At 63.9% G+C, this 17,514-nt stretch carries 19 protein-coding genes; 8 read left to right on the plus strand and 11 right to left on the minus strand.

Annotation, left to right across the window (positions count from 1 at the left end; genetic code table 11):
• Nucleotides 1-15 precede the first annotated feature (15 nt).
• The 4 genes from P9230_RS18515 to P9230_RS18530 all read right to left on the minus strand — a co-directional run bounded on the left by P9230_RS18515 (nt 16) and on the right by P9230_RS18530 (nt 4,680).
• Complete coding sequence (locus P9230_RS18515) at nt 16-951, minus strand: bifunctional helix-turn-helix transcriptional regulator/GNAT family N-acetyltransferase (RefSeq protein ID WP_127246839.1); 936 nt, start codon at nt 949-951, stop codon at nt 16-18.
• Between the two features lie 117 nt (nt 952-1,068).
• Nucleotides 1,069-2,205 carry an alanine racemase gene (locus P9230_RS18520; protein ID WP_278086896.1) on the minus strand — a complete coding sequence of 379 codons (1,137 nt, stop codon included), beginning with the start codon at nt 2,203-2,205 and terminating at the stop codon, nt 1,069-1,071.
• Complete coding sequence (locus P9230_RS18525) at nt 2,202-3,482, minus strand: D-arabinono-1,4-lactone oxidase (RefSeq protein ID WP_278086895.1); 1,281 nt, start codon at nt 3,480-3,482, stop codon at nt 2,202-2,204. The genes P9230_RS18520 and P9230_RS18525 overlap by 4 nt, the downstream gene beginning before the upstream one ends.
• A gap of 13 nt (nt 3,483-3,495) precedes the next feature.
• Nucleotides 3,496-4,680 (minus strand): MFS transporter, encoded by a 1,185-nt coding sequence (locus P9230_RS18530; protein ID WP_278111372.1) that lies wholly within the window; start codon nt 4,678-4,680, stop codon nt 3,496-3,498.
• 111 nt (nt 4,681-4,791) lie between these two features.
• On the opposite strand from P9230_RS18530, the gene P9230_RS18535 reads away from it, so the two are divergent.
• Nucleotides 4,792-5,418, plus strand: a complete 627-nt coding sequence (locus P9230_RS18535; protein ID WP_278120337.1) for a TetR/AcrR family transcriptional regulator — start codon at nt 4,792-4,794, stop codon at nt 5,416-5,418.
• 204 nt (nt 5,419-5,622) lie between these two features.
• On the opposite strand, the gene P9230_RS18540 is transcribed toward P9230_RS18535, so the two are convergent.
• Nucleotides 5,623-6,522: a LysR family transcriptional regulator gene (locus tag P9230_RS18540; RefSeq protein WP_067324844.1), complete on the minus strand. Its 900-nt coding sequence runs from the start codon at nt 6,520-6,522 to the stop codon at nt 5,623-5,625.
• Nucleotides 6,523-6,628: 106 nt separating this feature from the next.
• On the opposite strand from P9230_RS18540, the gene P9230_RS18545 reads away from it, so the two are divergent.
• Complete coding sequence (locus P9230_RS18545) at nt 6,629-7,390, plus strand: SDR family oxidoreductase (protein ID WP_095801140.1); 762 nt, start codon at nt 6,629-6,631, stop codon at nt 7,388-7,390.
• Here P9230_RS18545 and P9230_RS18550 read toward each other — a convergent pair.
• Nucleotides 7,387-8,238, minus strand: a complete 852-nt coding sequence (locus P9230_RS18550) for a hypothetical protein (RefSeq protein ID WP_278120339.1) — start codon at nt 8,236-8,238, stop codon at nt 7,387-7,389. The two genes, P9230_RS18545 and P9230_RS18550, sit on opposite strands and share 4 nt — an antisense overlap.
• Before the next feature lie 73 nt (nt 8,239-8,311).
• On the opposite strand from P9230_RS18550, the gene P9230_RS18555 reads away from it, so the two are divergent.
• From P9230_RS18555 to groL, 4 genes are all read left to right on the plus strand, one after another.
• On the plus strand, nt 8,312-9,106 hold the full coding sequence (locus P9230_RS18555) for a methyltransferase domain-containing protein (RefSeq protein ID WP_127216891.1): 795 nt from the start codon (nt 8,312-8,314) through the stop codon (nt 9,104-9,106).
• 99 nt (nt 9,107-9,205) lie between these two features.
• Entirely contained in the window at nt 9,206-10,267 is a 1,062-nt protein-coding gene (locus P9230_RS18560; RefSeq protein ID WP_278120341.1) for a hypothetical protein, read from the plus strand.
• 258 nt (nt 10,268-10,525) lie between these two features.
• Nucleotides 10,526-10,822, plus strand: coding sequence for a co-chaperone GroES (groES, locus tag P9230_RS18565; RefSeq protein ID WP_095801333.1), 297 nt, complete (start codon nt 10,526-10,528; stop codon nt 10,820-10,822).
• A 69-nt stretch (nt 10,823-10,891) separates the two neighbouring features.
• Nucleotides 10,892-12,544 carry a chaperonin GroEL gene (gene groL / locus P9230_RS18570; protein ID WP_067324836.1) on the plus strand — a complete coding sequence of 551 codons (1,653 nt, stop codon included), beginning with the start codon at nt 10,892-10,894 and terminating at the stop codon, nt 12,542-12,544.
• 458 nt (nt 12,545-13,002) lie between these two features.
• Here groL and P9230_RS18575 read toward each other — a convergent pair whose 3' ends face one another.
• The 4 genes from P9230_RS18575 to P9230_RS18590 form a co-directional block, all read right to left on the minus strand.
• Entirely contained in the window at nt 13,003-13,614 is a 612-nt protein-coding gene (locus P9230_RS18575) for a LysE family translocator (protein WP_278120343.1), read from the minus strand.
• A gap of 165 nt (nt 13,615-13,779) precedes the next feature.
• Nucleotides 13,780-14,199, minus strand: a complete 420-nt coding sequence (locus P9230_RS18580) for a YkgJ family cysteine cluster protein (protein WP_082980649.1) — start codon at nt 14,197-14,199, stop codon at nt 13,780-13,782.
• A 195-nt stretch (nt 14,200-14,394) separates the two neighbouring features.
• The gene (locus P9230_RS18585) at nt 14,395-15,177 is read right to left on the minus strand and encodes an SRPBCC domain-containing protein (RefSeq protein WP_278120345.1); all 783 of its coding nucleotides are present in this window, start codon (nt 15,175-15,177) and stop codon (nt 14,395-14,397) included.
• Entirely contained in the window at nt 15,174-15,494 is a 321-nt protein-coding gene (locus tag P9230_RS18590) for a metalloregulator ArsR/SmtB family transcription factor (protein ID WP_067001113.1), read from the minus strand. Before P9230_RS18590 ends, P9230_RS18585 begins: the two co-directional genes overlap by 4 nt.
• A 141-nt stretch (nt 15,495-15,635) precedes the next feature.
• Here P9230_RS18590 and P9230_RS18595 point away from each other — a divergent pair, with 141 nt between their 5' ends.
• Together P9230_RS18595 and P9230_RS18600 are read left to right on the plus strand one after the other, a co-directional pair.
• Nucleotides 15,636-15,815: a CsbD family protein gene (locus tag P9230_RS18595; RefSeq protein WP_095802556.1), complete on the plus strand. Its 180-nt coding sequence runs from the start codon at nt 15,636-15,638 to the stop codon at nt 15,813-15,815.
• Between the two features lie 166 nt (nt 15,816-15,981).
• Nucleotides 15,982-16,161: a CsbD family protein gene (locus tag P9230_RS18600; protein WP_095784086.1), complete on the plus strand. Its 180-nt coding sequence runs from the start codon at nt 15,982-15,984 to the stop codon at nt 16,159-16,161.
• Nucleotides 16,162-16,290: 129 nt separating this feature from the next.
• On the opposite strand, the gene P9230_RS18605 is transcribed toward P9230_RS18600, so the two are convergent.
• Nucleotides 16,291-17,424, minus strand: coding sequence for a metallophosphoesterase (locus tag P9230_RS18605; RefSeq protein WP_278120348.1), 1,134 nt, complete (start codon nt 17,422-17,424; stop codon nt 16,291-16,293).
• Nucleotides 17,425-17,514: the final 90 nt, after the last annotated feature.

A 17,514-nucleotide genomic window follows, 5' to 3' on the forward strand; every position in this document is an offset into this window, starting at 1 on the left:
GAGAAGGAAAAGGCGCTACAGCTCCAAGTTCCAGGTCTGGCCGACAAGATCCTTGCCGAAGGAATGGTGGCGCTCTTCCTCGGCCAGCTTGAAGCCCGCCGCCTGGTAGATGCGGCGGGCCGAGCCAAGAATGTCGTTGGTCCACAGCGTCAGCGTCTTGTAGCCCTTGGCGCGCGAGAAGGCGATGCACTCGTCGACCAGCCGCCGGCCGATGCCGAGGCCGCGCGCCGACGGCTCGACATAGAGCAGCCTGAGCTTCGCCACCTTGGGCGACTTGCGCATGACGAAAACCGAGCCGACCACCTCGCCTTCGCGCTCGGCGATCCAGCTGCGCTCCCATTGCGGAACGAAGTTCTTGACGAACTCGCCGAGGATCTCGGCAACCAGCGCCTCATAGGTTTCGTCCCAGCCATAGTCCTGCGCGTAGATGAGGCCCTGGCGATGCGTGATCCAGCCGATGTCGCCGACCTGCAGCGGCCGCAGGATATAGGGAACTTTGGGTTGGGGTTTGTCGCCGAGCAGGTCCTGCACCGTGCGCATCGCCTTGACCAGACGCTCCTGGTCGGTCGGCGCCAGGCTATCGAGCAGCGCGCGCACCTGGTCGTGCGAATCCTGGTTGAGTGGCGCGAACGCCTCCCTGCCCGCGGGCGTCAGCGCGATCGAGGACCGCCGCGCGTCGGCCTCCGTGGCGGCTCGTTCGACCAGGCCGCGCTCCTCGAATTTTTTTAGCAGCCGGCTGACATAGCCGGGGTCGAGACCAAGGTCGCGCACCAGGTCGCTGGCGACCAGCCCGTCGCGATGGGCAAGCTCGTAAAGCACGCGCGCCTCGGTCAGCGAGAACGGGCTCTTCAGGAGGCCTTCGTCGAGCAGGCCGATCTGGCGGGTGTAGAAGCGGTTGAAGGCGCGCACGGCATCGATGCGCTTGTTGCCGGGGTGATCGTGGATGGTCATGGGGAGTTCCTCCTGTCGCGGACAGGATCGACCAATTAGTTGACTTAGTCAAATAAATTAAGGCCGACGGGACAGAGGGGGCGCGAAGGATCGCGACGAAGACAGTTCGGGCGCCCGTTACCCCATCGGCAGTACCGGCCAGGACTCGACGATGCGCCCACCGGCAAACACCGCGAGCGAGCCGAAATGCTGCAGCACCGCCTCGCTCTGCGTCGGCCGCAGGAAGGCGTAGTCACCGGGCTTCACCTCCGCGCCCGCCGGCAGCCCCATGAATTGCTGGTTGGAAGACAGCCCGATCAGGCCGTTCGGCTTCATGCCTTCGGGGAACACCGGTTCGGCCATCCACTTGCCGCCATAGAGATAGCAGGCCTTCTTCGGGAAGAGGCCGAGCGCCTGCAGCGTGCGGGAGATAGCCGCCGGGCCGGGGAGCACCGGATCGAGCGCCTTCAGAATCGGCGTCGCAATGAGAGCGGCCGGCCGGAAGCCGTCGAGGCCGGGCGTATCGAAATCGCTGGGCAGCACGAAGGCCGAGCCGATCGACACTTCGTTGGCCACGCCGCCGCCATGCAGCAGCGCCGTCTTGGAACCGCCGATGTTGAGGATGCGGCGCTGGTCCGCATCGAGAGCCGCGACGAACTCGGCAGCCTTCGCCGCGGCCTTTTTCAGCGCGCCGGCCGCGCCGCCGAACAGCCCGGGAATTTCCGGCGCATGCGCTTCATAGGCCATGATGCCTTCGCAGCGCAGGTCCTTCGGTATGGCCAGCGCCCTGATCTCGGCAGGACCGGAAAAGCCGCCGCGATGCAGGCCGACATCGACCTCGAAGGCGAAGCGGAGTTCGGTGCCGAACGCTGCGGCGAGCGCACCGTATTCGGACAGGCGCTCCGGCGTGTCGATCAGCCAGCAGACGCGCGACCACCCGCCGGCGTCGCCTCTAGCCAGCGCCGCTTTCGCCGCACCTACCGGCATCGGCTTGCCATAGAGGAGATCGCCCGCGGGAAAAGCGTCGAGCACCGCCTGCGTCACCGGCGGATGGAAGGTCATGAAGCGGCCGGTTTCGAGCAACTTGGAGATATGCGAAAGCAGCGGCAGGCAAGGCAGCGACTTATCGACCAACCGCACGGCAAGACCCGGCGCCAGCCTCTGCTTCACCAGCGCGATGTTGGCGTCCAGCCGGTCGCGGTCGAGCACCAGGCAGGGCCGAAAGATTTCGGCGGCCTTGAGCGCCTTCGACAGCTCGGCGAAATAGGCGCTCATTGTTGGATGCCGAACAGGCTGGCCATATAGGACGACACGAAGCGGTTCTCGGGATCGATGTCGCGGCGCACCGCCATTGCGTCGTCCCAGCGCGGATAGAGTTTCTTGAAATCCGCCGCCGTCAAGCTGTGCATCTTCCCCCAATGCGGCCGCCCGCCATATTTGCGGAAGATCGGCTCGGCCGCGCGCATGAAGGGCAGCGGATCGTTCGCCGCGTCGTGATGGATGGCGATCGAGCAGGTCAGCCTCCTGTGGAAGGGCGAGAGCCAGAATTCGTCCGGGGCAACCGAACGCACCTCCATCGGGAAATAGACTTCCGGGAAATGCTTTTCGGTCAGCGCGATGATCTCGGCCAGCGCCCGGGGACCGTCCTCGTAAGGCAGGTGGTACTCCATCTCGTTGAATTTGGTGCGACGGTCGCTGGCGTAGACGTTGAGCCAGTCCTGCACATAATCCTCGGCCGGCACCTTCTTGACCGCACCCTTGATCAGCGCGCGGCGGAGCGCCGGCAGCCGGCGCAGCACGGTGCGCAGCTTGCGCAACGTCGCCAGGCCCTCCTCGTCATCCTCGGTCGGCCGCGACGCCGGCGTTGCGTCGCTGAGATCGCTGGCGATGAACTGCGCATAGCCGGAAAACGGGATGTAATAGAACTCTGCCGAACGGTGTGCGCCCATCATCGTCTCGAAGTCGCGCAGCATTTCGCCGATCGGTAACACCCATTTGCGGCGCCGCAGCCGGTAGGTCGGGATGTTGTTCATCGTCACTTCGGTGAGCACGCCGAAAGCGCCGAGCGCGACGCCGGTGGCATGGATCATATCCTGGTCGCCCGCCCGGCTGTATTCGCGCAGCTTGCCTTGCCCGTCGACGAACTGCACCGTCTCGAGCTGCGTATGATAGGCGCCGAGCGTCGGGCCGGAACCGTGCGTCGCGGTGCCCAGCGCGCCGCCGATCGCTTGCTTGTCGATGTCGCCCATATTGGGCAGGCCCTGGCCGATGTCCTGCAGGATGTGCATCAGCGCGCCAAGCCTTGTCCCCGCCCTCAGGCGTGCCCGATTGGCTGCGGCGTCATGCGAAACCAGCCCCTCGATCTTCGCCAGCGAGATGATGGTGCCGTCGGACTGCACCAGCGGCGTGAAGGAATGGCCGGCGCCGGCGACGCGCAGCGGACCGGGCGCGGAACGCACCAGATCGGCCAGTTCGCCGACATCGGCTGGCGTGGCGATCAGCTTCGGCGCGGCGTTCACGAAACCCGACCAGTTGCTCCAGGCGCTTGCCATCGTCACCTCCCGCTCAGGCTGGAACGCGGCGGCGCGCAACCAACACGAAGACGCCGAGCAGCGCCACGCTGGCCAACGCGCTTGCCGCGGCGAATTCCGGCACCGGCCGGAAATTTTGGCCGTCGATCAGCAGCGAGGCGGCCACCGGGCCGATGGCGAGGCCGAAGAGCTGCGCCGCCGGCACAAGCAGTACCGCGTTGCGCGTCTCGTCGGCGGTGATCGCCAGCCGGATCTGGTAGGGCACGATGAAGAGCAGGATGAAGCCCATCACCATCGCCACCGACCAGAAGACCAAAAGCCCAGGGCCGGAAGCGAGCAGCACCGAGCTGATCGTCGCGATGGCGCCGATGACGGTGATGGCGAAGCGGTAGTCGATGCGCGCTTCGAAGACGGTGGCGGTCATGGCGCCCATGACCTGCGCGGCGAGGCTTGCCGAGACCATCAGGCCGACGGTGCGGCCGTCTATGCCGAACTCGGCGCCGAGCGGCTCCAGAAATGCCCAGACGGCGCCGAAGAACATGAAGTAGCAGAAGATCGACAGCAGCGCCGTGATCGCCGGCAAGGTGAGCACATTGGCAAAATGCTCGTCCTTCGGCAGGTCGGCGTAGTCGTCCGGCACGATCCACGCGACGACGAGCGACAACAGGCAGACAACGCCAAGCGCGACGAAGCCGCCGGCCGCGCCCGCGGCAGGCACCGCATAAAGCGCGAGCAGCAGCGCCAGCGCGCATTGCGCCAAGGTCTGCAGCGTGACGAAATAGCCGCCGATGCGCTCGGCCCGGCGCGAGCGGGCGATCAATTCGGTCGCCACGGCGACCAAGCCACCCTCAGCAAGCCCGGCGAGCGTGCGCGCCCCGATCAGCGCATTGGAACTCATCGCATAGGCGGTCCAGAAATTGGCGAGCGCCAGCAGCACCAAAAGCGCGGCGCTCTTCCAGCGCATGTTGCGCGCCGGGAGGAGCATCGCCACGATCGCCGAGCCGATGGCGATCGCGATCATCTCGGCGGTGGCGACCAGTGCCAGCTCGTCACCGGTGACATGACCTTCGCTGTAGAGCGCGCCGAGCAGCACCGGCTGCAAGCCCAGGATGAGCAGGCCGACCGAGCCGATCCAGAGCGCCGCGGCGAGTTGCAGGCCGGTCGGGTTGCCGACCAGCCAGTCGCCATTTTCCGCATGCGCGGCATCGGTTGCAGTCACGAGGCGCCCTCCCTTGCAGCCCGGTGAAAAAGCTGACAAGTTGTCAGCATTCACGAAACTGATACTTGATCAGTTTCCTGTCAACCGAGAATCAACGACTGCCCGCGCGAGATGAGGCAAACTAGGCAAACGGCGACGGAACCCAGACGCAGGCCCAAGCAGGAGCGCAGCCGCGAGCGCATCGACGCGATCCTCGCTACGACCATGCGGCTGATCGGCGAGAAGGGCATAGACGCGGTCACGATGAAGGAAGTCGGCGCGCTGGCGGGCGGGCCGATCGCCACGGTCTATCATTATTTTCCAAGCAAGTCGGCGATCTTGGCGATGCTCTACGAGGGTTTCTCGGAGGAGAGCCGGGCTCGCTTCGGCGCGATCATCGCCGATATCCGGGGAGTGGATGACGTGACCGCTGCAGCCGATCGGCTGCTCGACGATTACTACGGCCGTGTCGCGGCGGATCCGGCGATCCAGGATCTGCAGAACGCGATCCAGGCCGACAAGGCGCTGCAGCATCTCGACATCGCCGAGACGCGGCATCAGGCGAAGATGTTCTGCGACCGTGTGGCGCCGATGCTGAAGCCTAAGCAGCGCGAGGCGTTCGGGCGCGTGGTGTTCCTGATCTTTCAGCTCGCCGGCGGCGTCGTGCGGCTGGCGCTGACGCAGGACGAGGCGGAAGGCCGGCGCACGATCGAGGATTACCGGTCGATCATCCACGCGCAGTTGCGGCTGTTTTTGTAGGCATGCCTAACGGTGGTCGTCCTCGGGCTTGACCCGAGGATCCATGCGGCGACTCCGTCATAGAGCGCAACGGCGGAGAATTCTGCAATCCTTGCAACGCCTTAGCGTCACGGCATGGATCCTAGGGTCTGCGCGCGTCGCTTCGCTCCTTGCTCCGCCCTAGGATGACGACCGCTGGATACGATCCCCTCCGCGATTGCCAACTTACCCCGCATCCAGCTTCGGCCCCAGGATCTCCACCAGCCAATCGACAAACACCCTGACCCGTGGCGACAACTGCCGGCTCGGCGGATAGAGCACCGAGATCGGCGTGGGCGTCGGCGGAAAATCGGGAAGCACTTCGACCAGCCGGCCTGCCTCGAGGTCGTCCGCATATCGGAGCCTTGGCGCCTGGAACAGCCCGAAGCCCAGCCGGACCAGCGCAGCACTCGTGTCCGAATTGGCGACCGTGACCCGCGACGGCAGGACGATCTCGCGAACCATGCCGTCGACGGTGAATTCCAGCGGCATCACCTGCCTCGTGCGCGACGACACGAAGCCGATCATCATGTGCCCAGCCAAGTCGTCCGGCGTGCGCGGCACGCCGTGCCGTTCGAGATAGGCGGGGCTGGCCACGGTGATTTCGCGCGCGATGCCGAGACGCCGCACGATCATGTCGCTGTCGGGAAGCGTGCCGGCCCGGATGACGCAATCGACGCCTTCACGCACGAGGTCGACGAGGCGGTCGCCTTCGCCGATATGCACGGTCAGGCCCGGATATCGGGCGAGCAGCGCCGGCAGTTCCGGCAGCAGGAAGGTGCGCGCCATATGGCCGTTGACGTCGACGCTGAGGCGCCCACGCACCTCATGCGCGCCGAAGCCGCCCTCGGCATCCTCGATGTCGGCGAGGATGCCGATGCAGCGCTGGTAATAGGCTTCACCGTCGAGCGTGGTGGTGACGTGGCGCGTGGTGCGACGCAGCAACTGCACGCCCAACCGCTCCTCCAACTGCTTGATCGCGGCGGTGGCGCTGGAGCGCGGCAGGCCGAGATCGGCAGCCGCCGCCGTGAAGCTGCGCCGTTCCACGACGCGGGTGAAGAGCCGCATGCTGTCGAACCTGTCCATCGCTGATTGTTCGCAAATCTTGAATAGAGCTGGCAATCCATGCCAGATTATATCGGTCATTCGCGCGAGTATATGGATCACCATCGCCAAGACGGAGATTTTCACCCTGACCACTCGCGCCATTGCCCTCATCACCGGCGGCAGCCGCGGCCTCGGCCGTAACACAGCGCTCAACCTCGCCCGCAAGGGCGTCGACGTCATCCTCACCTACCGCTCGCGCGCCGACGAGGCGAAGGCGGCGATCGCCGAGATCGAGGCCGCAGGCGGCCGCGCCGCGGCGCTCGAGCTCGACACCGGCGCCGTTACCACCTTCCCGGCTTTCGTCGCGGCATTGAGAAAGACGCTTCAGGGAACCTGGCAGCGCGACCGCTTCGATTATCTCGTCAACAATGCCGGGACCGGCCTGCGCAAGCCGATCGCCGAGACGACGGAAGAGGAATTCGACACGCTGATGAACATCCATCTCAAAGGCGTGTTCTTCCTAACCCAGGCGCTGCTGCCGCTGATCAACGATGGCGGCCGCATCGTCAACGTGTCGAGCGGGCTGGCGCGCTTCTCGGTTCCGGGCTCGGCCGCCTATGCGATGATGAAGGGCGGCATCGAGGTGTTCACGCGCTACCTCGCCAAGGAGCTCAGCCAGCGCCGCATCACCGCCAACACCGTGGCGCCCGGCGCCATCGCCACCGACTTCAACGGCGGCCATGTGCGCGACGACGCCGAGATCAACCGCGTCGTGGCTGGCATGACGGCGCTCGGCCGCGCCGGCGTCGCCGACGATATCGGGCCGATGATCGCCTCGCTGCTGTCGGAGGACAATCGCTGGGTCAACGCCCAGCGCATCGAGGTCTCGGGCGGCATGAATATCTAAGCGTGTTGGCGGATCAACCCTTCGAAGCCGTCGGCAAGATTGGCATTGCCGGCGGCGATGAAGCTCGACAGATTGCGGGCGCGTCCAGGCGTTTTGTTGGCATCGAGCAGCACCGCCCTGCCCTCATGCATGACGAAATCGAACTTTCCGTAGTCGAAGCCCAGCTTGCGCCTTAGCGCGCGAAGCTCGTCCGGCACCGGAACCGCCTGGCGACGGATCGTGTCGTCGCCCTTGACCAGGCTCTGCGGCGAGACATGGCGTGTACAGCGCTCGCGCTCACCGCAGAACAGCCAGAAACGGGCGGCAAAGCCATCCGGCTCAGGCTCGGGAATGAATTTTTCCACAATGAGGTCCTCGCGTCCGAACAGCTCGGCCGGAACGTCGGCGAGCGAGGCATGGATCTGGTATTGGTCGAAGGATTCGACGCCGGGAAACGGCATCGGCTTGCCGGCGCGCCGCGCGCGCCGATTCAGTTGCTGTTCCGGCGTTCCCCGATGGTTGAGGCTGCTCTTGACGATAACCTGCCCCTTCCAGCCGTCGTCCTTGCCGACGACGGCTCCGCTGATGCGGCGCTTGGAAATGTCGGCGGCGCCGAGATTGAGGCAGAAGCGAAAGGCGCGGGCATACTCGACATAATCGGGCGACGTTACGGTCGCATCGACATGCAGCACCGCGATATCGGCGGCCGGCTTCGCCGACGTGCCGCTGAGGACCTGCACCGAATGGCCGCGGCGCTTCAGTTCCTCCAGCAGATCGAAGAGCATGTACGGGCTGTCCCGGCGCCATAGCAGCCCGCGCCGGCTTTGGAAGCGGTCGAACTCATGCGTGATGACGGCGATGCGTGCCATTGTTCCCCACTTGGCCTATCAAGCGTCGTCCACTATTCGATCGGATACAACGCGCTACCGGGCTGGGGTTTGCATGACCGAGCATTGGAATGCAATTCGCAAACATTGGCAGTTGCTCGGCTCACCCCTGCGGCCGCCGGCGGAGGTTATCGAAACCTACGATCGCGAGCTCGGCCTTGCCCCGTCGGATGTCGTGATGCTCGGCGTGACACCCGAGCTCGCCGGGCTCGGCGCCACGATGACGGCGGTCGACGAGTCTTCGGACATGATTGCCGGCATCTGGCCGGGCGACACCGATACGCGCAAGGCGGTGCAGGGCGACTGGTTCGATCTGCCGTTCGCCGATGCAAGCGTCGAGGCGCTGATCGGCGACGGATGTCTCTCGGTCATCGGCGCCGCCGGCCTCAGGCGCACCCTATTTGCGTCGATCGCGCGCGCGCTCAAGTCCGACGGCCGCGCCGGCATCAGGCTTTACGCCTCTCCCGCAACGCCGGACGACCCGAAGGATGTCCGCGCTCTGGCACTAAGCGGCGGCGTCTCGACTTTCCATGAGCTCAAATGGCGCGTGGCCATGACCGCGATCGGCGACGCGCCGGATTACACGATCCCGGTCAAAGCCATCCTCGAACACTTCGAAAGGGTGTTTCCCGACCGCGAGGAGCTGTCGGCCCGAACCGGATGGGAACTACCGGTCATCGGAACCATAGACGTCTACCGGAACTCGTCCGCCGTCTATAGTTTTGCGCCGGCGGCCGTCTTGATCGAGGAAGCCGAGGTCTTCTTCAAAGCCGTCCGATTGGCCTCGACCGGAAGCTACGGGCTCGCCGAGCGGTGTCCGCTGCTGGTGCTGGGGCCACCTAACCGCTGAAATCTACAGGCAGAGCTGTGACGCAAAAATTGCAAAGCGCCCTGCAATAATTCATCTTCGCCACGTCGAAATCTATCGGCCAAAAAGATGGGCTCGGGCATGAAGATACTTGCGGCATTGCTGTCGATCCTGTTGTGCGCACTCCTCTATCCGTCCTCTCCTGCCGGAGCCGATGGCACTCCCGCAACCATTCCCTTGATAAAACTTGAGTATCCGGGGAACCCTAAAAATATTCGTATGCTCTATGTGAGAATTCTCTCTCTCGGAAACCGGAAAATCAATCAGCCTCTTTTGCTGGATACCGGCTCAAGCGGAATGACGATCGATTGTCGTTCGACGCTCCCCGCCGGATTATGCTCCGAGAACGGTATCAAGGTTGCGAAAACCCTGGAATTGGACGGTATAATTGTCACGACCCAAAAAGTGGTCATGCACTATGGCACCTACGATGAGTATGGAAATATCGCTTCGGCGCGTGTGACTTTTGGTTCGTCAAGCGCGCTGGCCTCCACGGACAGGCGAATATCGTTCCTAATCCGCTACAAGAAAGTCAGGCGCGACACAGGTGAAGTTGTCGGCGGCCCGCTTTGGCCAAAAGGCATCTTTGGCATCTCGCCCATTGGGGGCGACGGGCCACATCAGATGATCAAATCGCCAATGGACGCAGTGAGCGTGGGACCCGGCCTGCATAGAGGTTACTACCTTTCTGCGATCGGCAGTAAGTGGAAAGCCTGCACAAATGAGGCCGGCAACTGCCCACAGGTAGAAGCCCTCCACGTCGGCATCCCAGATGACGTGAAGAAGAATTTCAAGATACAAAAATGGAAACAGGCCAGCCCGCGATACAATTTCCCCACTCTGGACTCCTGTCTCTCATGGGGCTCTGAGCCGGCTTGTCGGCCGACGCTGTACGACACCGGCAACTCAACCATAATGGTCCCAACCGATACATCCAAACCGTATGCATCATTGAATGTCGGCACCAAGGTGGTGGTGAAAACCGAAGGCCAGGACGATTGGAATTTTACAACCACCTACAAGCCTGAGGTGGAAATTGTCCCTGGCCTTGAACATAATATCGTCGGTATCCGGTATTTTGAAAGAAACAGCTTGCTCGTCGATCTTGAAACTCAGGAGATCGGCTTGCGGCTTGGATATTAAGCAGCCGATGCCCGGCCGTCCCATCGAACTCACGAGCAATTTCTGCCAAGTAGTCGTGGGGCAACCACTGTGTTTCAGAACCACGTCGGTACATGGAAAAAATTTTGCGCCATTGCCCCTCCCCGCGCGCCTTGACTCTCGCATGCCATCAGCCTATCTCAGCGCCACGTTAGCACTCGCCTTAGGTGAGTGCTAACTTATATCCGGCCTCGCCGGATGGAGGAACAGTTCTCACCGTTCTCATTCGAGGAAGACAACATGGCAAAGTCCAAGTTCCGCCCGCTTCATGACCGCGTGGTCGTTCGCCGGGTCGAATCCGAATCCAAGACCGCCGGCGGGATTATCATCCCGGATACGGCGAAGGAGAAGCCGCAGGAAGGCGAGATCATCGCCGTCGGCTCCGGCGCTCGCGACGAAGCCGGCAAGCTCGTGCCGCTGGACGTCAAGGCCGGCGACCGTGTGCTGTTCGGCAAGTGGTCGGGCACTGAAGTCAAGCTCAATGGCGAGGACCTTCTGATCATGAAGGAATCCGACATCATGGGCATCATCGGCTGATCATCGGCCTCACCGTCAACTGAATCTTGAATCTGCGGGTTCGACCCGAACCCCTGCCAGGAGCTTACAATGGCTGCAAAAGACGTAAAGTTTTCCCGTGATGCCCGCGAGCGCATGCTGCGCGGCGTCAACATCCTCGCCGACGCGGTGAAGGTCACCCTCGGTCCGAAGGGCCGCAACGTCGTCATCGACAAGTCGTTCGGCGCCCCGCGCATCACCAAGGACGGCGTCACCGTCGCCAAGGAGATCGAGCTCGAGGACAAGTTCGAGAACATGGGCGCGCAGATGGTGCGTGAGGTCGCCTCGAAGACCAACGACATCGCCGGCGACGGCACGACCACCGCGACCGTTCTCGCCCAGGCCATCGTCCAGGAAGGCAACAAGGCCGTTGCCGCCGGCATGAACCCGATGGATCTGAAGCGCGGCATCGACCTCGCCGTCACCGAAGTCGTTACCGCTCTCGGCAAGGCTGCCAAGAAGATCAAGACCTCCGAGGAAGTCGCCCAGGTCGGCACGATCTCGGCCAATGGCGACGAGTCGGTCGGCAAGATGATCGCGGAAGCGATGCAGAAGGTCGGCAACGAAGGCGTCATCACCGTCGAGGAAGCCAAGACCGCCGAGACCGAGCTGGAAGTCGTCGAAGGCATGCAGTTCGACCGCGGCTATCTCTCGCCCTACTTCGTCACCAACGCCGACAAGATGGTCGCCGATCTGGAAGACGCCTACATCCTGCTGCACGAGAAGAAGCTCTCCAACCTGCAGGCCATGCTGCCGGTCCTGGAAGCCGTCGTTCAGACCTCGAAGCCGCTGCTCATCATCTCGGAAGACGTCGAAGGCGAGGCTCTGGCCACGCTGGTCGTCAACAAGCTGCGCGGCGGCCTGAAGATCGCCGCCGTCAAGGCTCCGGGCTTCGGCGACCGCCGCAAGGCCATGCTGGAAGACATCGCCATCCTGACCGGTGGCCAGGTCATCTCGGAAGACCTCGGCATCAAGCTCGAGAATGTCGGCCTCAACATGCTCGGCCGCGCCAAGAAGGTGTCGATCTCCAAGGAGAACACCACCATCGTCGACGGCGCCGGCAAGAAGGCCGAGATCCAGGGCCGCGTTGCCCAGATCAAGCAGCAGATCGAGGAGACCACCTCGGACTACGACAAGGAGAAGCTGCAGGAGCGTCTGGCCAAGCTCGCGGGCGGCGTCGCGGTGATCCGCGTCGGCGGCGCGACCGAGGTCGAGGTCAAGGAAAAGAAGGACCGCGTTGACGACGCTCTGAACGCGACCCGCGCGGCCGTTGAAGAAGGCATCGTCCCCGGCGGCGGCGTCGCGCTGCTGCGCGCTTCGCACGCCGTCAAGGCGACCGGCGTCAACGCTGACCAGGCCGCGGGCATCGCCATCGTTCGTCGCGCGCTGCAGGCTCCGGCCCGCCAGATCGCGGCCAACGCCGGTGCCGAGGCTTCGATCGTTGCCGGCAAGATCCTCGAGAACAAGGCTGCGACCTACGGCTTCAACGCCCAGACCGGCGAGTATGGCGACATGATTGGCATGGGCATCGTCGACCCGGTCAAGGTCGTTCGCACCGCTCTCCAGGACGCGGCCTCGGTCGCCGGCCTGCTGGTCACCACCGAAGCCATGATCGCCGAGGCTCCGAAGAAGGAAGCCGCCGGCGGTATGCCGGGCGGTATGCCTGGCGGCGGCATGGGCGGCATGGGCGGCATGGACTTCTAAGAAGTCCATAAAGCACGCCCATCATTTAACATTGCTCAAGCACGCAAGCGGGCTTGAGTGGCGGCATGGATTTCTAAGAAGTCCGGTCCCATAGCGAATATGGAAAGGGCGGCAGACATGTCGCCCTTTTTGTTGGCATGCGGGCAGCCGGTCCAAAGGCGGGCTTCTATACTGTTGCGATTGGCGAAGGCCTGCGCAACAGCCGATCTCCCCTCTTGAGGGGGAGATGCCCGCAGGGCAGAGGGGGGCCCGCGCATAAGGCTCCGGCGACGATTCCCTTGCAACGAGAGGCGCTGGCGCTCCAACGCGCGGCGCCCCCCTCTGTCGCCTTCGGCGACATCTCCCCCTCAAGGAGGGAGATCAGCAGCGCCAGCGCCAGCGCTCGGCCATCCCTGCGTCAACCTGATCCGCGTCGCGGACGGGCGATAGTCGAGGCGATGGGCTATATCACGGTTCGCTTACCGATCCGCCAGCGCCAGCTTGGCTCCCAGCATGACGAAGGCGCCGGCGAAAGTGCGGCGCATCCAGGTCAGCACCATCGGCCGCGACACGACATGGCTGCGCACCGAAGCCGCGAACACGCCGTAGACGACGAAGACAAGGAAGGTCATCAGCATGAAGACGCCGGACAGTTCCAGCATCCTGGCGAAAGCGTGCGGCTCCGTGGTGCTGAGGAATTGCGGCAGGAAGGCGAAGAAGAAGATTGACAGTTTTGGGTTCAAGATGTTGACCAGGATGCCGGAGGTGATCACCTTTCGGACAGAGCGTGGCGCGGCGTTCTGATCGAGAGCAAGGCCGCCCTTCTCCTTCAGCGTGTTCCAGGCCATGTAGAGCAGATAGGCGACGCCCAGATATTTCAGAGTCTCGAAGGCGACGGCGCTTGTGTGCAGCACCGCCGCAAGGCCGGTGATGGCCGCCGCCATGTGCGGGATGATGCCCAGCGTGCAGCCGAAAGCGGCGATGATCGCGGCGCGAGCGCCGCGCGAGAGGCCGGCGCTCAGCGTGTAGAGAACGCCAGTGCCGGGCGAAGCGACGATAATCAGCGACGTCAACAGGAATTCGATGCTCACGGTTTCCTCCATGGCCTGCACGGCGCGGAAGGTATCGGGAGGTCCGAGCGTGGGCAAGCGGGGAAGAAAGTAATCTCCCCCTTGTGGTCCCCTCGCGAGGAGATGTCGCCGAAGGCGACAGAGGGGGCTCGCCTCGTGTAGAGCGCGGCCTTTTCCGCGACGCGATCACGTTGGCGATTTATGTGAGACGACCCCCTCTGACCGCTTCGCGGCCATCTCCCCCTCGAGGGGGGAGATCACGCTCTCCACCGCCAGCCCATGGGCGGCCCTTGCCATCAGGCAGTCGTCGCCGCCGGGCATGCAGGCGCGGCAGACATGCGGGCGGGCTTCGTAAATCGCGCAGGCCGTCTGCTTGCCCACCTCGCCGCGAAGCGCGGCGCAGCGGCCGTCCTCGCAGCGCATGCCTGACAGGTCGGTCGCGACCAGCTCGTCGGGGATGCGGTCGAGCTCGGCATCCTCTTCGGTCGAAAAGCGCGGCCAGTCCGCCGAATAGGCGCAGCAGGCGCCGCAGCTCTGGCAGTCGAAGGCGGCTGATGCGTCAAGCAGGGTCGGGCAGGGTCGGTCGTGCGGCAAGGCTATCCTCATGCTGGCAAGTGCCTTTAGCACGGAGCGGGAAATGCGTCGCATCCGGCCGAGCAAAAAATTTTGTTTTGCCGGGAACCCTTTTGCCGGCTGGCGGTTTTGTCCCTGTTATCGGCAGTTCACGAGTATCGAGAAAAGCTGATAACAAAAGACGCCTCCCGCGCCCTGAAAAAGCGCGAGAGGCGTTTTCCATTCGCCTTACATGATCGTGCTCATCATCGGCAGGATTTCATAGCGGAAGCCGCGGCCGGAACGCGCCACCGGGTCGCCTTCGGTAACCGCTCTGGCGTCGCCTTCCGTGCCGACCTGCAGGATCAGAAGCCCCCACGGTCCGGCTGGATCGGCGACTGGGCCGGCAATCATCATTCTGCCTTCACGAAGCAGGCCGCGCAGATAGTCGGCATGCGCATTCATCAGCGCCCTCTCCTCCTCCGTCAGGGTGAAGGCGAAATCCGGACGCGGCGGAATCAGCCGGCAATGGAAGACCGAAGGCGACCTGGCAGCCGTCTCCTTGGAAAGGAATTCGTCCAACCAGCCCAGCACGCGCTCCCAACCGGAACCGTGATCGCGGCAGGAGTCCCGTCGCGACCCGAAGCCGTCATGGCGCAGCGTCAGCCGGGTGCCGTTCTCGACGGCTTCGAGCGTATAGGTGACGGTGGTGAGGTTATCGCCGTCCCAGGGCGCCTTCCAGGTCATCACCAGACGATGCGGCGGCTCGACCTCGAGATACTCGCCGGCGACATGGAAGTCCTGCCCGTCCGCGCCCTTGCCTTCCGAGCGCCAGGCGCCGCCCGGCCGGACATCGGCCGTGTGCTTCGTCGTCCGGTACATGTTGTCGGCGCCCCACCAGAGCGGGATCTGGTCCTCAGCGGTAATAGCGCGGAAGACGCGCTCCGGCGGCACGGCGATCGTCACCGTGGCAAGGATGGTACCGGCGGAAATGTCGGCGATCGCGCGCGGCTTGTCTTGGATGGCCATCATTCATTCTCCAGGTAGGATTTGAGATTGCCGAGGCTGTGCTGCCAGAAGTCTCGGTAAGGCAGGATCCAGTCGGCGACATCCTTCAATTCCGCCGGCTCCAGCCGGTAGACTCGCTCGCGGCCCTGCCGCTGCTCGGAAACGACGTTGAGCTCGCGCAGTATCCTCAGATGCTTGGAAATGGCCGGCCGACTCTGCGAGAAGGCGGACGCCAGTTCGTTCACCGGCGCGGGGCCCTGCCGCAGCCGGTCGAGGATGGCGCGCCGCGTCGGATCGGCGATGGCGCGGAAGACGGAACGGTCGTGCTCAGCCTGCGGCATAATGCGTATCCATTTGGTTACATATTATGCCGAATTCGGTCGCCGGTCAATTATCCTCGACCGGTGTGCTTTGGCGCAACGGAACCGCGAAGCACTCCGGCCCGTTTCTCCTCGCGAATTGGATCTCCGGGAGATGCGGGGATGGTGAACATGGACCAAATAGTGGGCTTGGCGAAGCAGATCAAAGGTTCGATCCGGCAAGCCATAGGCAAGGCCGCCGGCAACCGGCCGATGGAAATCAGGGGCATGGCGGACAAGTCGGCAGGCCAGGTGCAGAAGGCCTGTGGCGACATGAAAGCCATGCTCAAAAAAGCGATGTGACCAGCAGGCCCCGCGGTCAGATCTCGAACGCCCGGCACGGGCTGTCCGTCATGCCGACAGCGGCGTGATGCGGCAGGCCGCACGGAACTCAAACATTGCCCGTTCGTTGTCGTGGCGGATGCGGTTGGCGCATCCCGCTCCTATTCCAGGCCCAGGAGATGCGGATATGGTGAACAGGCATCAAGTTGCCGGCATCGCCAAGCAGGTAAAAGGCAGGCTGAAGCAGGCGGCCGGCAAGGCCACCGGCAGCCGGCGCTTGCAGGTGGAAGGCATGTCCGAAAGAATCGCCGGCAGGGTGCGCAAGGCCTATGGCGACGTGAAGGACAAGGCTCGCAAGGCGCTCTGACTCCATACGCCGCGAGGCAATGGCCGACCCGCGCGCCGGCCTGTTCGTCTTTGAGCGCCGACGGCGTCAACACCGCAGAACAGCTCGAACAACCGGCCTGGACAACTCTACCCGGCGTGCTTTCTCCCTTCAGGTGGCCCAGCTTTTGGTGAAGGCGTTGGTGAAAACGACCTCGCCATGGTCGCCGGCCGCCTCAGCCAGGACGACGTCCATGTGGTCATCGGTCACCCGCGCCAGCGCAAAGCCGCCCATGAAGGCCGCCTTCGGCTTGACGAGGTCGAGCCCGTCGCGCCGGTAGATCATCGGCACTGCGTGCTGATGGCCGTGAAAAATGGCGATCACATTATAACCCTTCAGCGTGGCGAGAAGCGCCTGGCGGTCGGCGTCGCCCCACCAGTGCGGGCGGCCGGCGCCGCCTTCGCCATAGGTGCGCTTCACTGGATCCCAGCGCTCGACCGAGAAGGTGTCCCAACCATAGTGCTGGAAGAGAATCACCGGACGGCCGTCGCCGGCATAGGTCGCCAGATCCTGTTTCAGCCATGGCAGGCTGCCTATCGCGTCATGGCCGGTGTCGCCGGCGAAGCGATGCGTCTGGACGAGGTGCAGGCCGCCCCAATCCCAGGAATAGCAATCGGTGTCGACATCGTAATTGGTCGCCGGCACCGGCGGCTTGAAGAAAACGCCGGGGCGATGGTTGACCTCGACATAGTCGCGCATCTCGCGACGGTACCAGTCGACATGGCGCGTCGGCCCATTCTGGTCGAGATCGTGATTGCCGAGCCCGACATAGACCGGGACATGCACGCGATCGGGGCCGATGCCTTGCTGGTAGCGCTGGCTGAACTGCAGAAGCTGCGTGCCTTCGCTCGGCTCAGTGATCTGGCCGCCGCCGTCATCGGTGATGTCGCCCCCGGTGACGAGGCCGAGCGGCGTGGCGATGCGTGTGCCGGCCGAGCGCAGGCCGGTGGCAGCGCCGCTGATCTCGGCCGGCCACTCTTTGTCGTCGATTGCGTTGAGCACGGCCACATTGCGCAGCAATGCCGCGTCGGTCTTGCCCTCCTGCTCGCAATGCGGGCTGAGCCCGGTCGCCATGCGGCAGGCATGGATATCGGCGATGAACAGGAAGGTGGCGTCAATCGGCTGGATAGGCTGGCCGGTCTGGGCGAAAGTGGTGTCCGGCAGGGCGCAGGTCGCGGCAAGGCCGGCCACCCGGGCCAGGAAATCGCGCCGGGACAAGAATGCTGAGGATAAGCGATTGATCATCGCGCCATTGGAACATTTTCAGCGCCGGATCGTCCAGATTGGCGGCTCTTTTCAAGCATTGGTTGAATTCGTGAAGGGCACTTTGGGTCG

Origin of the sequence: Mesorhizobium sp. WSM4887 (assembly GCF_029625865.1) — a bacterium.
Lineage (GTDB): Bacteria > Pseudomonadota > Alphaproteobacteria > Rhizobiales > Rhizobiaceae > Mesorhizobium.